The 21,585-nt window shown below is 42.9% G+C and carries 15 protein-coding genes and 2 tRNA genes; 9 read left to right on the forward strand and 8 right to left on the reverse strand.

Going from position 1 to position 21,585, the window contains the following annotated elements:
- Window positions 1-226: 226 nt before the first annotated feature.
- Window positions 227-1,738, forward strand: a complete 1,512-nt coding sequence (hutH, locus tag E7Z59_RS12985) for a histidine ammonia-lyase (protein ID WP_136336765.1) — start codon at window positions 227-229, stop codon at window positions 1,736-1,738.
- On the opposite strand, the gene E7Z59_RS12990 is transcribed toward hutH, so the two are convergent.
- From E7Z59_RS12990 to E7Z59_RS13005, 4 genes are all read right to left on the reverse strand, one after another.
- Complete coding sequence (locus E7Z59_RS12990; protein ID WP_136336766.1) at window positions 1,707-2,111, reverse strand: STAS/SEC14 domain-containing protein; 405 nt, start codon at window positions 2,109-2,111, stop codon at window positions 1,707-1,709. The genes hutH and E7Z59_RS12990 overlap by 32 nt on opposite strands.
- 89 nt (window positions 2,112-2,200) lie before the next feature.
- Entirely contained in the window at window positions 2,201-2,596 is a 396-nt protein-coding gene (locus E7Z59_RS12995) for an STAS/SEC14 domain-containing protein (protein ID WP_136336767.1), read from the reverse strand.
- Between the two features lie 39 nt (window positions 2,597-2,635).
- Entirely contained in the window at window positions 2,636-4,021 is a 1,386-nt protein-coding gene (rimK, locus tag E7Z59_RS13000) for a 30S ribosomal protein S6--L-glutamate ligase (RefSeq protein ID WP_136336768.1), read from the reverse strand.
- 102 nt (window positions 4,022-4,123) lie between these two features.
- The gene (locus tag E7Z59_RS13005) at window positions 4,124-6,679 is read right to left on the reverse strand and encodes an ATP-dependent Clp protease ATP-binding subunit (RefSeq protein WP_136336769.1); all 2,556 of its coding nucleotides are present in this window, start codon (window positions 6,677-6,679) and stop codon (window positions 4,124-4,126) included.
- Window positions 6,680-6,941: 262 nt separating this feature from the next.
- Here E7Z59_RS13005 and gyrA point away from each other — a divergent pair, with 262 nt between their 5' ends.
- The gene (gyrA, locus tag E7Z59_RS13010) at window positions 6,942-9,488 is read left to right on the forward strand and encodes a DNA gyrase subunit A (RefSeq protein WP_136336770.1); all 2,547 of its coding nucleotides are present in this window, start codon (window positions 6,942-6,944) and stop codon (window positions 9,486-9,488) included.
- 32 nt (window positions 9,489-9,520) lie between these two features.
- Entirely contained in the window at window positions 9,521-10,795 is a 1,275-nt protein-coding gene (locus tag E7Z59_RS13015; RefSeq protein WP_136336771.1) for a tetratricopeptide repeat protein, read from the forward strand.
- A gap of 867 nt (window positions 10,796-11,662) precedes the next feature.
- On the opposite strand, the gene E7Z59_RS13020 is transcribed toward E7Z59_RS13015, so the two are convergent.
- Together E7Z59_RS13020 and E7Z59_RS13025 are read right to left on the reverse strand one after the other, a co-directional pair.
- Window positions 11,663-12,412: a C40 family peptidase gene (locus E7Z59_RS13020; RefSeq protein ID WP_136336772.1), complete on the reverse strand. Its 750-nt coding sequence runs from the start codon at window positions 12,410-12,412 to the stop codon at window positions 11,663-11,665.
- Window positions 12,413-12,448: 36 nt separating this feature from the next.
- Entirely contained in the window at window positions 12,449-13,624 is a 1,176-nt protein-coding gene (locus E7Z59_RS13025; RefSeq protein ID WP_136336773.1) for an acetyl-CoA C-acyltransferase, read from the reverse strand.
- A 125-nt stretch (window positions 13,625-13,749) separates the two neighbouring features.
- On the opposite strand from E7Z59_RS13025, the gene E7Z59_RS13030 reads away from it, so the two are divergent.
- The 6 genes from E7Z59_RS13030 to E7Z59_RS13055 all read left to right on the forward strand — a co-directional run bounded on the left by E7Z59_RS13030 (window position 13,750) and on the right by E7Z59_RS13055 (window position 19,350).
- Window positions 13,750-15,798: an HD family phosphohydrolase gene (locus E7Z59_RS13030; protein WP_136336774.1), complete on the forward strand. Its 2,049-nt coding sequence runs from the start codon at window positions 13,750-13,752 to the stop codon at window positions 15,796-15,798.
- 130 nt (window positions 15,799-15,928) lie between these two features.
- Window positions 15,929-16,012 (forward strand) — tRNA-Ser (locus E7Z59_RS13035).
- A gap of 158 nt (window positions 16,013-16,170) precedes the next feature.
- Window positions 16,171-16,245, forward strand: a tRNA-Pro gene (locus E7Z59_RS13040).
- Between the two features lie 216 nt (window positions 16,246-16,461).
- A complete protein-coding gene (locus tag E7Z59_RS13045) occupies window positions 16,462-17,676 on the forward strand; it encodes a site-specific integrase (RefSeq protein WP_136336775.1) in 1,215 nt (404 codons plus the stop codon).
- A gap of 505 nt (window positions 17,677-18,181) precedes the next feature.
- Window positions 18,182-18,490 (forward strand): hypothetical protein, encoded by a 309-nt coding sequence (locus tag E7Z59_RS13050; RefSeq protein WP_136336776.1) that lies wholly within the window; start codon window positions 18,182-18,184, stop codon window positions 18,488-18,490.
- Between the two features lie 233 nt (window positions 18,491-18,723).
- Complete coding sequence (locus E7Z59_RS13055) at window positions 18,724-19,350, forward strand: hypothetical protein (RefSeq protein ID WP_136336777.1); 627 nt, start codon at window positions 18,724-18,726, stop codon at window positions 19,348-19,350.
- A 489-nt stretch (window positions 19,351-19,839) separates the two neighbouring features.
- Here E7Z59_RS13055 and E7Z59_RS13060 read toward each other — a convergent pair whose 3' ends face one another.
- Window positions 19,840-20,445 (reverse strand): hypothetical protein, encoded by a 606-nt coding sequence (locus E7Z59_RS13060; protein WP_136336778.1) that lies wholly within the window; start codon window positions 20,443-20,445, stop codon window positions 19,840-19,842.
- Window positions 20,446-20,581: 136 nt separating this feature from the next.
- Complete coding sequence (locus E7Z59_RS13065; RefSeq protein ID WP_136336779.1) at window positions 20,582-21,421, reverse strand: HAEPLYID family protein; 840 nt, start codon at window positions 21,419-21,421, stop codon at window positions 20,582-20,584.
- Between the last annotated feature and the right edge of the window lie 164 nt (window positions 21,422-21,585).

Below are 21,585 nucleotides of genomic sequence, written 5' to 3' on the forward strand. Positions count from 1 at the left end.
GGCTAACCCGAATACTGAAAACAAAGGACTGAGTTCTGTTAAATAATTCGTTGAAAAGTAGTTGTCTGAAAAGTCAAGTTTTGTTTTCTTCGCAGAAATTTTTCGGAAACCGGGATATAAGACGCTGAGTGCCTTTGCGAGATCCATCAGGACTATAATGGGGAGACAGGGATAGGCAATCGATCGGGTTCAGAGTCAGCATACAGAAACAACCTAAAACAGGATCATGAGTAAAATCTTTTACATTTCTTCAGAAGTATTGACGCTTCAAATGGTGAATGCCATAATTTCAGAAAAACGCAGTTTGAAATTATCGGAAGATGCGACTCAAAAGATCGTCACCTGCAGGGAATACCTGGATGCCAAAATGACTGCCGAGCAACGGCCTGTCTATGGTATAAATACCGGGTTCGGATCTCTGTGTAATATTAAGATCTCCGGAGAACACCTGAGTAATTTACAGGAAAATCTTGTGATGTCACATGCCTGCGGTGCAGGAGAAAAGATTCCTCCACAGATCGTAAAACTCATGTTGCTGCTTAAGATTCAGTCATTGTCATATGGTCATTCGGGTGTGCAACTGGAGACTGTTCAAAGACTGATCGATTTTTATAACCATGACATTCTTCCGGTGGTTTATTCACAAGGGTCTTTGGGGGCTTCAGGCGACCTGGCTCCTTTGGCTCATCTTGCCTTGCCATTACTGGGAAAGGGGGAGGTCTATCAAAACGGCCGGATCAAAGCGGCAGAGGAGGTGTTAAAGGAATACGGTTGGGAGGCCATTACTCTTCAGTCGAAAGAGGGTCTTGCCCTGCTTAACGGAACCCAGTTCATGGGGGCATTTGGAGTCTGGTGTTTGCTTCAAGGCTATAAGCTATCTTATTTGTCAGATCTCATAGGTACTGTATCTCTGGAAGCCTTTGATGGCAGGCCGGAGCCATTTAATAAATTGATTCACCAGGTAAGACCTCATAAAGGACAATTAACCACTGCTGCGAGGGTGCTGGAATTTCTTGAAGGAAGTGAGCTGTCGATGCAGGACAAAGTACACGTTCAGGATCCTTACTCCTTTAGATGCATACCCCAGGTACATGGCGCCTCTAAGGATGCTTTAGCACATGTAAAGCATGTGTTTACGACCGAAATGAATGCTGTAACAGATAATCCCAATGTTTTTGCAGAAGAAGATGAGATCATTTCGGGAGGTAATTTCCATGGGCAGCCTCTTGCCCTTGCACTGGATTACTTAGGGATTGCTTTGTCTGAGTTGGGAAGTATCTCAGAGCGCAGAACCTATCAATTGATTTCCGGACTCAGAGGTTTGCCGGCATTTCTGGTGAATGACCCCGGCCTGCATTCCGGGTTTATGATCCCGCAATACACTGCTGCAAGTATAGTAAGCCAGAATAAACAATTGGCTACCCCGGCCAGTGTAGATAGTATTGTTTCCTCTAACGGACAGGAAGACCATGTGAGTATGGGGGCTAATGCAGCAACCAAATGTTATCGTATACTTGAAAACTTAAAGACCATTCTGGGTATTGAGCTTATGAATGCAGCTCAGGCCATGGCATTTAGAAGACCTTTAAAAAGTTCTGAACTGATCGAGTCGTTCTTAGAAACCTATACCCAATATGTTCCTTTTGTTGATAGAGACAGGGTGTTGCACAATGATATTGAAAAAAGCGTCGAGTTCCTGGATGAATTTATTTTGAACGACGAAATGCTTGAATATTAGAGCGGGTTTTTAAATGTTGTCTTGACCATTCAAGAGCGTCTTCCATGCTTAGGAAAAATCCACATGGTTTTTTAAAGAAGAGTTTTTCAATGGCAAAACTGAGTCGCTGAGCCGGAGTTTTAGCCACCACGGCATAGGCCTGAAGTCCATCCTGCAGATTCGCAACCTCTTTGTGCATAAAAGGATTGAAAGAATAGGAATTGATACGGTGAGAGATATAGGCGAAGTTTTCATCGCCAAACTGCTGTTGGCAAAAGGAAAATATTTCAGACTCCTGTTCCTGGGTAAGGTCAATACCCTCATTGATGATGCCTATTGCGACATTGCCATGAAATTCCAGGGTCCCAAAATCCAGGACGATCCTCTTAATCATTACTCGGTAGGTGTTGTAGCTAGTTCGTAATGCCCTAAAAATACGCCAGGTAAGAGCAGAAGAAAAATGAAATCGTATAAAGGGTCAATTTAGTCGACCATGGAATTAGCCCAAGAAATTGCCTCTAGAATAGTTGGGAAAATTCTGATGTTTCCTGAGTAAAATACTTTCTCAATTTGAAAATTCTGTCGGAAGGATTCTTTTTCGGTGACTACGGCAATACCCTTTAAGGTTTTTATTTCCAGGAGATAGGGGTATACCGTAGGATCTATAGAATAAGAATTTACCCGATAGGAGATGTATACGAAATCTTTGGTGGAAAAATATTTCTCATACAACAAGACGAGGGAGGAAAGCTGTTCAAGTTTTAGGTTAGCGCCCTCAGAAATGATCCCGATAACAAAACCGGGATATATGTAAAAGGTACCGGTATCAATTTTTTCGGTATCGATCAATTTTTCGGGAAATGGGGGGAAAGCTTCCATTTTAAAACAGGTCGTATGGTGGGTTAATTCAGTGTATTCTTAGTCGGCTTTAATGGGCTGCCATCGAAGCTTTTTTTCGATGGCTTTGATCATCATTTCGGCAATGTCTAACCCGGTAGCGGTTTCAATACCTTCCAGTCCGGGAGAGGAGTTTACTTCCAGAAGAAGTGGTCCCTTGGATGATCTGATGATATCCACCCCGGCAACGTCAAGTCCGAGGGCTTTTGAGGCTTTAATGGCTATTTTTTTCTCTTCGGCAGTGGGTTTAATAACCGAAGCCACACCCCCTAGATGGACGTTGGCTCTGAACTCTCCCGGAGGGGCTGTACGTTGAATAGCTGCTACGACCTTACCGTCTATCACAAAGAGTCTCAGGTCTTTACCATCTGCTTCTTTAATGAATTCCTGAACAAGAATATTAGCGTTGAGGCTTTTAAAGGCGTTGATCACGCTTTCTCCTGCTTTGCGGGTTTCAGCCAACACGACTCCTTTTCCTTGTGTGCCTTCCAGAAGTTTTATGATCATAGGGGCGCCCCCAACCATTTTGATCAGGTCATTGGTGTCAAGAGGTGAGTTGGCAAAGCCTGTTGTAGGAATCTCTATGCCGTTTTTAAGTAATAACTGAAGTGAAAAAATCTTATCCCGGGCCTGTCTGATGGCGGCCGCTTTATTCAAACAAAAAACGCTTTGTGATTCAAATTGTCGGGTCAGGGTACAACCGTAAAAGGTCATACTGGGCTTAATGCGGGGTATTACTGCGTCAAGGTCATTCAGCATCTTACCTCCCCGGTAATGTATTTCAGGAGTCTGAGCATCCAGCTTCATATAGCATTGACGAATGTTGTAGAACTCGATCTTGTGTCCCCTTTGTTGGCCGGCTTCTATAATACGTCGGTTACTGTATAGGTCAGGGTTACTGGCTAAGAGCCCAATGTTCAATCCGTTCTTATAAGTAACATCTCCCTGGTATTTGTTACTGATCTCATCATCGCTCATGTGGCCCAGCAAAAAGCTGCTTTCCGGATCAACCAGCATGCGCCCTATCATGGCCTCTCTTCCGAACAGCATCCGGTAGCCCATGGAGTCACGATTGGTCAGAGATATTTCAATATCCCAGGTTTGATCTCCGATGCGTAATGGTGTTTTAATAATATAGCGGTTTTCACGGTTCCCGGTAGAACTTTTCACCACTCTTTTGTCAACGACAAACGCCTGACAGCGAATCATTTTCTTCCCGTTGTGTTGCAAGGGGTATACATCAAAAGTCACCCAGTTTTCATTATTTCTTTGAAAGGGTTGTATGTTGACTGCGTGCAGGGCAGATGTTTTAGCACCACTGTCTACCCTCACCTTGATGGCGGGAATATTCAGGTCCGGCAGGCTTACCCATTCTTCACTTCCGATGATTAGCTTATTTTGATTCATGTTGTCGTGTTTGTGTTACGAATTTAAGAACTAAATTAACGGGAACACATAAAAAAACGCGATAATCAAATTATCGCGTTTTATTGTTAGGTTCAGCAGGTGCTATTCAGACTCTGCAGACTCCTCATGTTTAATGATCTCAATGGTGAGTTCTTCATCCTTTTCGTTAAGGTCCATCTTGATGGAATCGCCTTCTGAGAGCTTTGCAGATATGATCTCTTCCGCCAGGGCATCTTCAATGTATTTTTGAATAGCTCGCTTAAGCGGTCTAGCGCCATACTGTTTGTCAAAGCCTTTGTTGGCAATATAATCTTTGGCCTTGTCGGTAAGGCTGAGATGGTATCCAAGTCCTTTAATTCTAAGGAAGAGTTTCTCCAGTTCGATATCGATGATCTTGTGAATATCTTCTCTTTCCAGCGGATTGAACACTACCACATCATCAATACGGTTTAGGAATTCCGGTGCAAATGCCTTTTTAAGGGCATTTTCTATAACGCTTTTGGTGTGCGAATCTGCCTGTGCTTTTTTAGCAGCGGTTCCGAAACCTACACCTTGTCCGAAATCTTTCAACTGACGGGCTCCGATATTGGAGGTCATGATGATGATGGTATTTCTGAAATCGATCTTTCTGCCAAGGCTGTCGGTCAGGTAACCGTCGTCAAGCACTTGCAGCAACATATTAAATACGTCCGGATGTGCCTTTTCAACCTCGTCGAGCAGAATCACCGAATAGGGTTTTCTTCTCACCTTTTCGGTAAGCTGTCCGCCTTCTTCATAACCTACATATCCCGGAGGTGCTCCGATGAGTCGCGATACGGCAAATTTCTCCATGTATTCACTCATATCAATACGCAGTAATGCGTCTTCAGAATCGAATAACTGGGAGGCCAGTACCTTTGCCAGCTGTGTTTTACCCACCCCGGTTTGACCAAGGAAGATAAAGGAACCGATAGGCTTATCGGGATCTTTCAGGCCGGCTCTGTTTCTTTGAATGGCTTTCACCACTTTGGCTACCGCTTCATCCTGTCCGATCACCTTTCCTTTAATCAGGTTGGGTAACTGAGCGAGCTTCGAGCTTTCGGCCTGTGCGATCCGGGTAACCGGAACGCCACTCATCATAGATACCACATCGGCTACATTCTCGTCTGAAACTGTTTCCCGGTGAAGCTTGGATTCTTCTTCCCAACGCTCCTGGGCCATCATCAGTTCTTTTTCCAGTCTTTTTTCGTCGTCTCTCAGCTTGGCAGCTTCCTCGTATTTCTGCTTCTTAACCACAGAATTCTTCAGCTCCTTCACTTGTTCCAGTTGCTTTTCCAGCTCCAGGATCTGTTTTGGAACTTCCATATTGGTAATATGTACTCTGGATCCGGCCTCATCAAGGGCGTCAATAGCCTTGTCCGGAAGAAAACGGTCTGTAAGATATCTGTTGGTAAGCTTAACACAAGCCTCAATGGCCTGTGGTGTGTAGATCACATTGTGATGCTCTTCGTACTTACCTTTAATGTTGTTCAGGATCTCTATAGTTTCTTCTACCGAAGTAGGTTCTACGATCACCTTCTGGAATCTTCTTTCCAGGGCGCCATCCTTTTCGATATACTGACGGTACTCATCAAGGGTGGTGGCACCTATACATTGTATCTCGCCCCTGGCCAAAGCCGGCTTGAACATGTTAGAGGCATCCAGACTTCCGGTTGCTCCCCCGGCCCCTACGATGGTGTGAATCTCATCAATGAAAAGGATGATGTCGTCATTCTTTTCAAGTTCGTTCATCACCGCCTTCATGCGTTCTTCAAATTGCCCTCTGTATTTTGTACCGGCTACCAAAGAGGCAAGGTCAAGGGTAACAACGCGTTTGTTGTAAAGGATCCTTGAAACCTTCTTCTTAATGATCCGCAGTGCAAGACCTTCAGCAATGGCACTTTTACCCACCCCGGGTTCTCCTATGAGCAGGGGGTTGTTCTTTTTACGACGGCTGAGGATCTGAGAAACTCTTTCGATCTCTTTTTCCCGCCCTACAACAGGGTCGAGCTTGTCTTCTTCCGCCAACTGGGTAAGGTCTCTTCCGAAGTTATCCAGCACAGGAGTCTTAGACTTCTTGCTGCTTTTGCTTCCTGATGAAGAGCTGCTGAATGGATTATCTTTGCTGTCGTCACCATCGGAGGCGTCATCGGAAAATGACTCCGCAGTTGGGGGTTCAACATAATCGTCTTCGCTGGTGATCATAAGCTTAAATTGTTCTTTAACGTTATCGTAATCTACTTTAAGCTTGTTAAGTAATTTGGTAGTGGGGTCGTTCTCATTTCTGAGAATACACAACAGCAGGTGGGCTGTATTTATGGAAGTGCTTTGAAAAAGTTTGGCTTCCAGAAATGTGGTTTTAAGGGCCCGTTCTGCCTGTCGGGTAAGATGAAGGTTGCGTTTATCATTGGTGTTGATCCCGGTGTTTGAATTGGCCGGGCTCAAGATCTCCACCTTACGCCTTAAAGTATCAAGATCAATACTCAAAGCAGTAAGAATGTCTATTGCTTTTCCGTTTCCATCACGCAAAAGTCCGAGCATAAGATGTTCTGTACCTATAAAGTCGTGCCCTAATCTCAGGGCTTCTTCTTTACTGTAGGCAATCACATCCTTTACTCTTGGTGAAAAATTGTCATCCATACGCTTTATCCTTTCTTCTAATAAAAATAGTAAATCATGTAGTACAAGACAAAAACTATACCTTAATTCGATTCACTTTTAGCTAATAGACAAAAAAAAGCCTCAAAAACAAAAAAATTAACACGCATTTTTATTAACGGTCTCAACTGTTAATTTTGTTAATAAAAACGTTGAAAAACTCTGCCATAATTTCGGGTCTGCGCTTTTTAAAATATGTATATTGGCACGATTGTAAACAAACCATAATTATAAACAATTTAATATGGCTGAAGGAGAAAAGCTGATCCCTATTAATATTGAAGATGAGATGAAATCGGCCTACATCGATTATTCGATGTCGGTCATTGTGTCACGTGCACTGCCAGATGTGCGTGATGGTCTTAAGCCGGTTCACAGACGGGTATTGTTCGGTATGCATGAATTGGGTGTTCGTTCTAACAGTTCTTACAAGAAATCGGCGAGGATCGTCGGGGAAGTACTGGGTAAGTACCACCCGCACGGTGATACCTCTGTATATGATACCATGGTGCGTATGGCCCAGGACTGGAGTTTGCGCTATATGTTGGTTGACGGACAGGGTAACTTCGGTTCGATCGATGGCGACAGCCCTGCAGCGATGCGTTATACCGAGGCGAGAATGCGTAAGATATCTGAGGATATGCTTGCCGATATTGATAAGGATACCGTAGACCATCAGCTGAATTTTGACGATACACTAAAGGAGCCTAAAGTGCTGCCTACGCGTGTGCCCAACCTGTTGATCAACGGGGCATCGGGTATTGCTGTAGGGATGGCTACCAATATGCCGCCGCATAACCTGAGCGAGGTTGTGGCCGGAACCGTGGCCTATATTGATAACCACGATATCACCGTTGATGAATTGATCGAGCATGTCAAGGCTCCTGACTTTCCTACCGGAGGTATCATCTACGGATATGACGGGGTAAGAGAAGCTTTCAAAACCGGACGTGGACGTGTGGTAATGAGAGCGAAGGCGCACATCGAGGAAGTGAATGGGAGAGAAGCTATTGTAGTTACCGAAATTCCTTACCAGGTAAACAAGGCTGATATGATCAAGAAAACAGCCGACCTGGTCAATGATAAGAAGATAGAGGGGATCTCCAACATCAGAGACGAGTCTGACCGTAAGGGAATGCGAGTGGTGTATATTCTTAAAAGAGATGCCATTCCGAATATCGTACTGAACATGCTGTACAAGTATACAGCCCTGCAATCATCTTTCAGTGTAAACAATATCGCCCTGGTGAATGGGCGCCCTGAAATGCTGAACCTGAAAGACATGATCCGTCATTTTGTGGATCACCGTCATGAGGTAGTGGTAAGACGTACGGAGTACGAACTGAAGAAAGCTGAAGAGCGTGCTCACATTCTTGAAGGACTCATTATTGCTTCTGATAACATTGATGAGGTGATCGCTCTGATCAGAGCCTCTTCCAATGCTGATGAGGCCCGTAATAAACTGATCGAACGCTTTAAGCTGACCGAGATCCAGGCCAAGGCGATCGTTGAGATGCGACTCCGACAGTTAACCGGTCTGGAACAGGATAAGCTGCGCCAGGAGTATGATGATATCATGAAGTTTATTGAAGACTGCAAGGATATCCTGGCCCGAAAAGAGCGCAGAATGCAGATCATCAAGGATGAATTGCTGGAAGTAGAGCAAAAATACGGCGATGAGCGACGCTCACAGATCGAATATGCAGGAGGCGACCTGAGTATTGAAGATATGATCCCTGATGAGCAGGTGGTGCTTACCATCTCTCATGCAGGTTATATCAAAAGAACGCCGCTTACCGAATATAAGACACAGAATCGCGGTGGAGTAGGTCAGAAAGGATCAGCCACCCGAAACGAAGACTTTTTAGAGCACCTGTTTATTGGTACCAATCACCAATACATGCTTTTCTTTACCCAAAAAGGGAAATGTTTCTGGATGAGGGTTTATGAGATCCCGGAAGGAAGCAAGACTTCTAAGGGAAGAGCCATTCAGAATCTGATCAATATTGAGCCGGATGACAAGGTAAAAGCCTTTATCTGTACCAAGGATCTGAAAGATGAAGAGTACATTAACAGTCACTATGTGATTATGGCTACCAAGAAAGGGGTGGTGAAGAAGACCTCTCTGGAGCAGTATTCAAGACCGAGAACCAACGGTATTAATGCGATCACCATTCGTGAGGATGATGAGCTGCTGGAGGCGAAGTTAACTACCGGAAACAGCCAGATCATGTTGGCTGTACATTCCGGAAAAGCCATCCGTTTTGAAGAAAGCAAGATCCGCCCGATGGGAAGAAATGCTTCCGGGGTACGTGGAATCACCATTGAGCACGAAGGCGATGAGGTGATAGGAATGCTTTCTATTAACAACCTTGAGGAAAATGTGCTGGTAGTGTCTGAGAATGGTTACGGAAAACGCACCTACCTGGATGATCCTGAGGATGGAGAACCGGTTTATCGAATTACCAACAGAGGGGGTAAGGGGGTGAAAACCATGTCTATTACAGAAAAAACTGGTAACTTAGTGGCCATAAAAAGTGTGTCAGACAATGATGACCTGATGATCATCACCAAGAAAGGGGTGGCTATCAGGCTGGCAGTAGAAGATTTAAGGGTTATGGGTCGTGCCACGCAAGGGGTAAGGCTGATCAATCTGAAGAATGATTCTATCGCGGCTGTAGCCAAAGTTGTCAAAAACGAGGATGATATTGAAGATGTAAATGATATCGAAGTCGTGGAAAATGGCACAGAAATTGAACCAACCAAGAACAACACCGAAAACGAAGATTAACTCTAAAAATTAAAAATTAATTTAACTAAGAAATGAAAAAGCGAATTCTATTAGCCTCAGCGGTACTATTCACAACCTTTACAATGGCTCAGAAGAAAGAACTGAGAACGGCAGAAGATGCTCTTGAGGATGGGAATGTTACTGAGGCGAAATCAACTTTGGATGCCCTCTCCGGGGGTGTAGACGGATTTGATGACAAGTATAAGGCGCAATATTACTTCCTTATGGGGAAAACGTATGCCGATATGGGGAAAAAGGGTATGGAGCCTGTTGATTCCTACAGTAAGGCATCAGAATATTTTAACCAGCTGATCGAGTTTGAGAAAGGGTATAAAGAAAAGTATACCGAAGATGCTCAGGCCATCATGGATAACAGCTCTAATGAGTTGGTGAATGCAGCGGTTAAAGATAATGAAGAGCAAAGATTTGCTGAAGGAGCTGACAAGCTATACCTGGCTTACAAAATGAGCGGTAACGATGATTACCTTTACTATGCGGCTTCAGGAGCTGTGAACGCTGGAGAGTATGAAAAAGCGCTTCCTTATTACGAGGAATTGAAAGAGAAGAAGTATACCGGTATTACTACCAACTACCTGGCCGATAACAAGGATACAGGAGAGACTGAGAACATGGGTTCTAAGCAAAATATGGAGCTTATGGTGAAGTCTGGTACATATGTTAATCCAAGAGAGGAAACTACCGAAAGTCGTTTCCCTGAGATCGTAAAGAATATTGCTCTTATCTACAGTCAGCAGGGAGAAACTGAAAAAGCTATCGCAGCCATTAAGGAGGCTCAGGCTGAAAACCCTGAAGATGTAAACTTGCTTCTTACTGAGGCTAACCTTTACATTCAGTTAGATCAGAAAGATAAGTTTAAGGAAACTATGGAGAGAGCGATCGCTATGGACCCTCAGAACCCTGTTCTTTTCTATAACCTTGGTGTGATCACTGCTGAAATGGGAGATGAAGAGAAAGCCATTGAGCACTACAAGCGTTCACTGGAGCTTGATCCGAAAAGTGAGAACACTTACCTGAACATCGCTTCAACCATCCTTAAGAAAGAGGGTGCTATCGTTGAAGAAATGAACGGATTGGGTAACTCTGCTGCCGATAACAAGCGTTATGATGAGCTGAAAGGTGAGCGTGAGGATATCTATAGAGAGGCTGCTCCTTACCTGGAGTCTCTCCTTGAGGTCAACCCTCAGAACATCGATGCTACCCGTACACTGATGAACATCTACGGAAACCTTGGTGAGACTGAAAAGTACAAAGCCATGAGAGAAAAGCTTGCTACTCTGGAGCAGTAAGATTTTTGAAAGAATGATAAAAAAAAGCCACGCTGAATAGCGTGGCTTTTTTTGTTATACGGTTATGCAGTTATGCGGTTATGCAGTCTTTTGTAGTTGAAGGTAAACGAAAATGCAGCAACTAATCGTCTTTGCGAGGCAGGGCAAAGCCCTGGCGTGGCAATCCCCTGATATTGGCAACAGGTAAGCAGAGGGCCGAACGTTAAGAAAAGGTCTGGTAGACCTTTTTAGCGAAGGAGCCAGCTGGCGAGTTGGCCAGGGCAGGTTGTGGCGATCTCCCGATTATAGTACTGTATTTAGGAGGGCTGCTTTGCAAGGAGCTAATCAGAAGTAACATCTCCTGCCCATTACCTGGGGAAGGTGGCTCCGCTATAGGCGTAGTCGGAATGGGTTTGTATGTTGGGTTGATCTGAATCAACCCACCCCGTCTCGAGACTATGTCTCGATCCACCCCTCCCTGACCAGGGCGGGGAGCCGCATTTAATATTTTCACTCTCTTAATAATTAATTCTGTCAGGCCTAAACTTGATAATGACCATGACTTCCAATATGAGAAAATGAGCAAGAAACGGTCAATCCCTGGAAGTTGGACTACAGTTATAATAATACTTGCTAAAACTCATAGGACCAGATCGGGACTAGAGTAAAAATAAAAATGATACACTAAAATAAAAGCCTCCTTAGACCTTTGATTCTGCGAACATATTCTCTTTATAGGCTATAAATGACAAGAGGTTGAAGGGATTTTATTAGCATGCAATTATCCCTTTATTTATTACCCGATTACCCGATTACCCGATTACCCGATTACCCGCATAATCGCATAACGGTATACCTGCCTGCCGGCAGGCAGGACTGTATAACTCACTAAATAATCTTCTTGATCACCCGGAGCTTATGGGTATGTTGATTGGTTTCGGCATTAAAGATCCCGCTGTGGTCTATGCGGTCAATTCTTACCTTCCCATGGGCGTGAATGATATAATTATTCTCCATGATGATACCTACATGGATGATCTCTCCTTCGTCATTATCAAAAAAAGCCAGGTCTCCCGGTTCGCTCTCTTCAATAAAGCTCAACGCTTCACCCTGGGTAGCCTGTTGTGAGGCTTCGCGAAACAACTTATAGCCGTTTAGTTTGTAAACCATTTGGGTAAATCCTGAGCAATCGATGCCGAAAGGGGTTTTACCACCCCAGAGAAAGGGTGAGTTGAGGTAGAGAAATGCTGTGGGAATGATGTCTGTTCTGGGGTGTTTTCCTTTCTTTACAGCCCCGTCGTAGGTCATTTCCAGGAAGGAAGCCGAACTGATCGTGCTCCCCATCGGTATGGGGAGCAGATCGTTCGATGTTCCATAGACGAATTCGACCAGGTCGGCAGACAACGCTGCTTGTGTCTTGTCGAACGCCTTGTATTGCTCTTCGGTAATAAGAGCGAATTGTTTGTTGTCTATCCAGCCTTCATAACGATCAAATGCAAGACGTACACGACTCCAGTATTTGCGTTTTTCAAGCACCTTAAAGTGTTCTCCGAAAAGTACCTGAGAAATAAGTTCGCTTTGATCACTGGGTTCATTACGTAGCGGAACGATGCTTAAATTACAGATCCCGTATTGCATTCAGTAAGTCTTAGTATATAAGGTTGGTTGTATTGATTAATTTCTTTCAATGACCATGGCAGAAGCTCCACCACCGCCGTTGCATATTCCTGCAGCACCGATCTTTGCATCATTTTGCTTAAGAACATTGAGCAGGGTGATCAAAATACGCACACCGGAGCATCCCAGAGGGTGTCCGAGAGAAACGGCGCCTCCGTTCACATTCACCTTGTCTTCGGGCATGTTCAGCAATTTCATATTGGCTAAGGCTACCACAGAGAAGGCTTCGTTTACTTCGAAATAATCTACCTGGTCCAGGCTTAGGTTGGCCTTTCCTAGCGCTTTGGGTAACGCTTTGGCAGGGGCAGTAGTAAACCACTCAGGCTCCTGGGCAGCATCAGCATAACTCAAAATGGTGGCAAGAGGGGTAAGTCCTAATTCCTTAGCCTTAGCTTCGCTCATCAATACCACGGCACCTGCACCGTCGTTGATGGTAGAGGCGTTGGCAGCAGTAACAGTTCCGTCTTTGCTGAAGGCCGGACGTAAAGCCGGAATCTTATCCATTTTTACATTCTTGAACTCTTCATCTTCTGCAACGATAACAGGTTCTCCACGTCTTTGCGGAACCTCTACAGGTACCACCTCGTCGCTGAACTTACCTTCGCTCCAGGCTTTGGCAGAACGCTCATACGATTGCTTGGCGTAAGCATCCTGGTCTTCTCTTGAAAAACTGTATTCGGCAGCACAGGCATCGGCACAAACACCCATGGCGTTTTGATCATAGGCGTCGACTAATCCGTCTTTTTGAAGCCCGTCAACCATGGTTGCGGGACCAAATTTCTGTCCGTTACGCATGTGTACGTAGTGAGGTATCATACTCATGTTTTCCATTCCTCCGGCAACCACCACTTCGGCGTCACCAAGGGCGATGGCCTGGGCACCTTGCATCACTGCTTTCATACCGCTGGCACAAACTTTGTTTATGGTAGTACACGGTACACTGTCAGGAATACCTGCATAGATGGCAGCCTGTCGGGCAGGGGCCTGACCAACTCCGGCCTGAACAACATTACCCATGAGAACCTCGTCGACCTTCTCAGGAGCAAGGTTGATCTTTTCTAAGGCGCCTTTAATGGCAGTAGCTCCCAGTTTTGGAGCAGGTATGGTGGATAGTGCACCCAGGAAACTTCCGATAGGAGTTCTGGCCGCTGAAACTATAACTACTTTGTTCATATCGTGAAATTTTTAACTGTTGCGAATTTAGGTAATTTAATACGATATTCATAAGTCGAGGGTTTATTAATATGAACGGCAGGATGACTTATTTTTTTTACATTTGAATATCAATATCCCAACCCATGAAGCGTTTTCTTGATACCATTTACGCTAACCAGTCGCTTATTTACAAGAGCATCCTTTTTGTGATCACTACCGCCTTGATCGTCTATGTTTTTCCTAAGGGAGGAAAATTCAAATACGATTTTCAAAAGGGAAAGTTATGGCAGGAAGAAACCTTGTATGCGCCTTTTGATTTTGCGATCTACAAAACCGATGAGGAGATAGCGCTCGACAGGGAAGAGATCACCTTGAACCATCCTGAATATTTTCAATACAACAGGGATATACGCGAAACTGTTCTGGCTGATTACAGGGAGCGTTTCGGAACCTTTTTTGTGAAAGACAGTTTTTCGAACCGGGAGTTTAACCGGTTGTTCGAGAACGGAGAAGACCTGATCAGGAATATCTATGAAACAGGGGTGGTACGGTCTTCAGAAGATCTGAGCAACGACAAGGTGGTCAATGTGGTACGGGATAATGAAGAAACCACCATTCTCTTTGGGCAGCTCCTTAAGATCAATGAGCTGGAGGCTTATATAAACAGCAGGCTTCAGGATATGAAGATGGATGCATACTCCGGTCCTTTTTATGGGTTGTTCTTTGACGTGGTAAGACCTAATGTATTCTTTGATGAGGAGCTCACGGCTATAACGCTCGATTCCAAATTGTCGAGGGTAACCCGTACCAGGGGTAATGTAGATAAGGGGAAGCGTATTATTGATAAAGGGGAGGTTGTAGAAGGTGAGAAATACAATATGCTGGTCTCCCTGAGAAGAGAATACCAATCGCAGCTTTGGAACGAACGCAACTATAACTGGATCGTTTTAGGGTATGTCATGCTGGTGGCCCTTACCCTGTTCATGTTGATGCTCTTTTTGAGGAAGTACCGACCGGAAACCTATGAGAATAACAACAAGGTGACCTTCATCATGTTCAATATTCTTATAATGATCTTCCTGACCACTGCGGTGGTCAAATTCAATGTGGATTATGTCTACGTGGTGCCCATATGTATTCTGCCATTAATTTTAAAAGCATTTTTTGATCCCAGGCTCGGACTCTTCGCACATGTTCTTACGGTGTTGCTGCTGGGCTTTATCGTGCCGAACAGCTTCGAATACCTATTCCTGCAGATCATTGCCGGTATTGTTACCATCCAAACCATTTCTGAACTTCATAAAAGGGTGAATCTCTTCGTTTCGGTGGCTCAGATCACCCTGGTGTATATCATTGCTTATTTTGCCTTTTTGGTGATACACGAAGGGAATCTTGATAACGCGAGCCTGTTCACCTTCGCTAAATTCATTCTGAACGGTTTGGCTACCCTGGCAGCCTTCCCGTTGATCTATATCTACGAAAAAGTATTCGGACTCGTGAGTGATGTGTCATTGCTGGAGTTGAGCGATACCAATTCGAAATTGCTTAAGGAAATGTCAGATAAGGCCCCCGGAACCTTTCACCATTCGTTACAGGTGGCCAATCTTGCGGAAGCGGCCGCCAATGAGATCGGTGCCAATTCGATGTTGGTTAGGGTAGGGGCATTGTATCACGATATCGGGAAGATGAATAATCCTATGTTTTTTACCGAAAATCAAAGAACCAGTGTGAACCCGCATAACGAGCTGCAACCCGAGGAAAGTGCCAGGGTGATCATTGATCACGTACTGGAGGGCATTGAGATCGCTAAAAAGAACAAGCTTCCCGATCGGGTGATCGACTTTATAAGAACCCACCACGGAACCAGTTTTGTGTATTACTTCTATAAAAAGGCGATGGACAGCACCGGGGAGGTTGATGAGGAGGATTTTCGTTACCCGGGCCCGATTCCGTTTTCAAGGGAAACCGCCATCCTGATGATGGCCGATTCGGTGGAGGCCGCTTCCAAGAGTTTAAAGAACCCGACATTCTCGGTGATCGAAGAGTTTGTAGAGCGTATCGTTGACAAGCAGGTAGAGGAAAATCAGTTCGTAAATGCCAATGTTACTTTTAAGGAAATAATGACTATTAAGAAGGTGTTGAAGCACAAGTTGAGCAACATCTACCACCTGCGTGTAGAATATCCCGAATAGTAAGTGGTTGTAGGGCAGAGGGGAAGAAAGTTGTTTAAAAAATAATACCTAAAAAGGTTGCGCAAAACAAGATGATAATATACATTTGCAACCGCAATTTAGAATTGCACGTTCAGACAAACATTGAACAGGAGAGGTGCCAGAGTGGTAATGGAGCAGATTGCTAATCTGTCAACGGGTAACCGTTGCCAGGGTTCGAATCCCTGTCTCTCCGCAACCGTCAGTTTTAACTGAATGGGGTGTACCACGCGAGAGCGTGGCGGGTCTCTGCCCGGTTATCGCACCTGCTTTGGGAGCAGGAGGTCGTCACGCCTGTGGCGTGACCGCCCCAACCAAGAAGACTGACATATTGGGATACCGAAAAAATATTTTCGGGGTGTAGCGTAGCCCGGTTATCGCGCCTGCTTTGGGAGCAGGAGGTCGCAGGTTCGAATCCTGCCACCCCGACGAATTGAGCCTATAATGAGGCACAAATACTGAATATTCCTATGAAAATGGGCTTTTTTGACCCTTTTTTCATAGGAATATTTCTTTTTGATGTAGTTTGAAAGGTTACCTCTAAGGTGACCTAATTTAGAACCGCATTAATTTTTAACTTCACAGGTACCCGTGTGGGACTTTGGAATTCTGCCAAGAATCAAAGTTTCATTAAAACGCAAGGGTATGTCAACTACAAAATTTCTTTACATCAATTTCTGGACGGTAAAAGCCAAAGCCCTACGAGGAAAGTTACCGGTCTATGCCCGTGTTACCGTAGAAGGAAAACGCGCAGAGATCAGCACCCAGATCCGGGTAGAACCCTCCCAGTGGGATGTCAAAAGCGGAAGGATCGTCGGACGCTCTGAAAAAGTACGCTCGCTGAACAAGAAGTTAGCCGAAGTCGAAGCCAGGATCCACCGCTGTTATGAAGAGCTGCGCTATGAAGGCCGGTTTATCTCGGCCGTTAACATCAAAAAACGGTACTCAGGAGAAGATAGCAGCGGGAAAACCCTGAAAGATGTCTTTACCTACCACAAGGAAAAGATGAAAGGTATCCTCGCCAAGGGTACCTTAAAGAATTACGGAGCCACAGAAAAATACATCTTCCGTTTTCTAAAACGAACCTATAAGGTAGATAACCTGGTCTTAAAAGAACTGGAATCGCGCTTCATTGTCGATTTTGAGCACTTTCTAAGACAGCAACCCACCCTGCATAACAATGGCGTCATGAAGCACCTGGAACGCTTTAAAAAGCTCATTAAAATGGCGTACGAGTTGGAATGGATGGACCGGAATATTTTCAGGCACCATAAACTTAAATTCCAGCGGGTGGATAAGGAGTTTTTAAGCCAGAAGGAGTTGGAGCAACTGATCAACCTAAAACCGGAAAGGGCTTCCCTGAAGATCACCCGGGATATCTTTTTGTTTTCCTGTTATACCAGCCTGGCCTATGCCGATGTAAAAGAGCTGAGACAAGAAAACCTGGTGCAAAAGGCTGATGGTAAATTCTGGATCAAATCTAAAAGGGCTAAGACCGGGGTGCCTTTAAATATTCCTTTACTCCCCATCCCCCTTAAGATCTTAGAACGCTATAGGGAACACCCCAGGGTGAGTCAATCAGGGTTATTGTTACCTGTTTACTCCAATCAGAAGATCAATGCGTATCTAAAGGAGATCGCCACAAAGGCTGAGATCACCAAGAAATTTACATTTCATACCGCCCGTCATACCTTTGCCACCACGGTTACCCTTTCCAACGGGATGCCCATAGAAACCGTTTCCAAATTATTGGGGCATACCAAACTGGCCACCACCCAGATCTATGCCAGGGTATTGCAAAAGAAAATAGGGCAAGACATGGAGGATCTGGAACGAAAGTTAGCGTCCATGCAACCCTAAAAACCCTCAAAACCTTTTAAATTATTTATGTTTAAACGTTTGTAAACCGCTCGGAAGAAACCCAGGCCCATTTCCCTTCAGGAAAAGCGCCTGCTGGTACACCCTAGGACACCTTTTCAAGACTCCGTTTTAAAAGGAGTCCGCAGCCCTGTTAAGGGCTAAAAATATTACCCGAGCCATCCTCTCCAGACCCGTCCCCACCCTTTTCAGAAAAGGTTTATTTTTTCTGGAGGCGACTGCATAAAGCCGGTCGCTCCCTTCCTTTTTATAAGTCGCCGGTTCCAGAAAAAAAAGGTCCGGGCTGAAAAGGGAACAGCGACGGCTCTGAAGGAAGTATGGATCATAGTGAAAAAAAATGTTCACTGCGTTCAATAGGGTTAAAAAGTGGCAAGGGAAACGCTCCGGGTAAAGAAAGTATGGGGTTTTCGGGTGTTGAGCTTTTCAATGAAAGTCCGTTAAAAGTGATTTTATTCCATAGGGATAAAAATGGAATAGCAAGAGGGTGATGCGCAGATTGCCATCATGGTTGTTTTTGGGTCTTCAACAAGTTGAAAGCCTGTTAATTGAAATGATTTCGGAATACAATATAAAATCAAGGCCTATAGTAGATTTTTCTGAAATCTACAGTAAACCATTTGAGAATCCCTGTAAACACTGGAAATTATTAACGAAAAAATTGACGCAATTTGACGAAAAAACAAAATCTAACCCAAGGAAAAGCAATATACAAAAGGCAGAACAAAGGAAGGGACAGGTTGTTATTCCAAAAGTTTCAATAAGTCCTATAATTTTGCCTCTGGATGTGCCGATTTGAACAAGGTTCAAGGTTCTGTTAACTGGTCCATGTTGATAACGTAAGATAATTAAAATCAACTTTTTAGGTTGATCATGATGGACCTTCCACAAACTATATTTTTTATTTAACCACACCATTTACTAGGCGGGATGAGGATTTTTAAATTTTCGCGATTTCAAGGGTAAAATTTAGGCATGTTAAGAAATAATATTAGTTTTACCATCAATACGTAATTTAAATCAACATATATTGTGAGAAAAACACTACTAATAATTTGTTTGACTTTATTCAGTCAATTCAGTATTTCACAAGAATTTATCTGGAATCAGTCTACCTACAAACCAGGAGTTTATAAAACATATACTGAGTTTATCACGAATGCCCCTTCCCTGGAACTCTCGAAATTTAATATTCAGGATAAAAAAGCTTCTCATGGGCTTATGGGTCTTGAGGGACATCCGGTAAAACGCTTTAAAATAAAGCGTAAAGAAGCCGAGAAGATGGGTGGTATTATCGGATTCAGCGATGGTAATCATGTCTTTATAAATCCTGCTGCCATGAAAGGATTTGATTCCAAGACTAACTTTTATGAAGTTGAGTTCTACGGTCAATTTTGCTATTTGGAATTCTTGCAAAAATCTACTATTAGAAACGGTTCTTACACTAGTAATACTTATAACAAAACACATGGATTCTTTAACCTTGCCAATGGTAAGTTCATGGAGTTGAATAAATACACAATGCGTGATCTGTTGGAGGCTACGGATCCTGAATTACTAGAAAAATTCGAAGATGAAAAGGGGAAGAACAAAAAGGTAAAAGAATATTTTATTGAATTTGTAGAAAGAAGAGAAAAACAAGAAAATTCGGAGAAATAATACCTCGAAACTCTCTATATTTCTAATCTTTTAAGTAGGAAGCTTTTTATGAGTTAAGAGGTATCGATAAGATACAAGGTATTTGCCTTGGCTGTAAATATTCATCACGCCCAGCTTAAAATCTTTCCATATAGGTACCTAGTTGTTTTGAAGCATTGTCTTGAGATAGGGGTTTAAATTATCGGTCATTCAGCTGTAATAAACTTGTGTATTATTAGTTTAAAAGTGATGTTATTCCATTAGGATAAAATGGAATAGCAAGAGGGCAACGCGCTGAAGCTCGTTGCGGTTATTCCATTTATAAGCTAATATGTACTCCTTCAGTCAGTTATGCTTATTACTTTTTTATTCATATGAACATTGGAATGATCAAGATTTTATCCCTATCTATTTAAATTTGATTATTATGCAGTCATTTCTAGATTTATCTCCTACTTCATAAATAAACCTTTCGATCAGATTTTAACGTTCATGAAAAAGGCAATAATATTATTCATTACAGTTGGATAACAAGGCTAATTGAATAATTATCCCAATAATTATAATAAAAACTAACTCAGCATTTAAAAGTAGCTTTCCTAAATCTTTTGATTTATCCTTGATCTTAGGTGCTGATATATTTTTATCTGGATTTGTGACAAGTAGGCTATCCATTTGCCCTAAAATTTGCTTTATAGAATATTTAGATTGATTTAAATCCTCTATTAATTCATAAAGACTTGATACAGATCGCTCTGATTTTAAAAATCCAGGGTAGAGATATTCTGTATCTCTGCTCTGCAAGGAGATAGAGGAGAAAAATCTGATACTATCAAGTTCTTGAAATAATCTCTCAAGCTCTTTAGAAATAGTTAGATTATGCCGACCGTGGACGGTATCCACTTCAGACCATTTTGAGCTATGTTGGTTATAAATATTTTGCAAACTTTGAATATTGACACAATTCTGGTGGGTATTAATATTATGATTTGAAAAATAGATTTGATTTAGCCAATTGGTAAGCATAACCAGGAGAGCTACTAATAAAATAGAGATTAGAAGTCTTGAATATAGATTTTTCAACTTACCCTTCATATCAATGTTCTGTTGATTCATGGTAATTTAAAGGACCATTTTTAGCATTATACGTCGTCTACAGAATGAGAATTCTTGCATTTTTCAATGTTATCTATTGATAAAGCCACCTTGGCTACTTTTACATTTCTTAGCATTATTAATTTTAATTGTAACCCTAATGTTTATGTCCAGGCTCATATATAAGCCTTAAGAACGTACTGAATCTTTCATTTTCCCGACTGATAGGGATTCCAGTAACTATCCCTATCAGAAGATTATCCATTACTCCTAGCCTCATTTGAGGTCTTATAGTCATGTCGAAATAATCCTTACCCACATTTTTATTAAACTCAACTCCGATAAAATTTCTAGTTCCACTTATCATGTAGTGAAAATTGGTGTTGATTTGCCAATTAGTGTCTATGGCACCATCAGAAAAGTGGTGGGTGAATTGTGGTCCGGTGTACATTAATGAATGAAAATTTGATCCCCAGCGCTTCGCAACGATATAAAACGGATTATAAATATTGCCTGTAAAAAGTTTTTCTTTGCCATAATTTTCAAAACCAGTCAACTCAATTTCATGGATATAACCAAATGCCATACTAGTATTAAACTTCTCTGAAACAAAGAATGAATATTGTCCGGCAATTTTCAGACTGTTTAGTTTACTCGATGGAGTGTTGCCATTTTGCCCTGATGGATAAATTGAAAACGGTAGTTCTATTTCCAACCCCAATCTGTTGGCGGGGGCCCATTCGTACTCTATTAATGCTTCATATTCGTCGTATACGTTTCTATCAGTTAAACCAAAACCTACGTTCCATTCCTTTTCACCCTTCCGTGCTCCTAAATCCCTTATTAAGTCGATATAAAGTGGTTCGGCATGTAATATTTTTGCAGGTTTCTCTTGCTCAACTTCATGAATATAAATGCTGTCAGTTATACTTTTTTTAAGGTCTTGGGCTTTCGCACCAATAATCGACAGGAGTATTAATAAGATTGTGAGTCTCATGTATGTTTTAAGCTTTTTATTAAGGAATACGCCCATAATCTGTAGAATTCAACAGAGTCCTGAATACGGCAATAAGTTCGTGCAAATTGCACCTGCTGTGACCGACAGATTAATGGACCTAAAAATGATTTCATTTCATCCATTTCTTCCTATGGATTCAATTA

The sequence above is a fragment of the Robertkochia marina genome (assembly GCF_004799345.1).
GTDB lineage: Bacteria > Bacteroidota > Bacteroidia > Flavobacteriales > Flavobacteriaceae > Robertkochia > Robertkochia marina.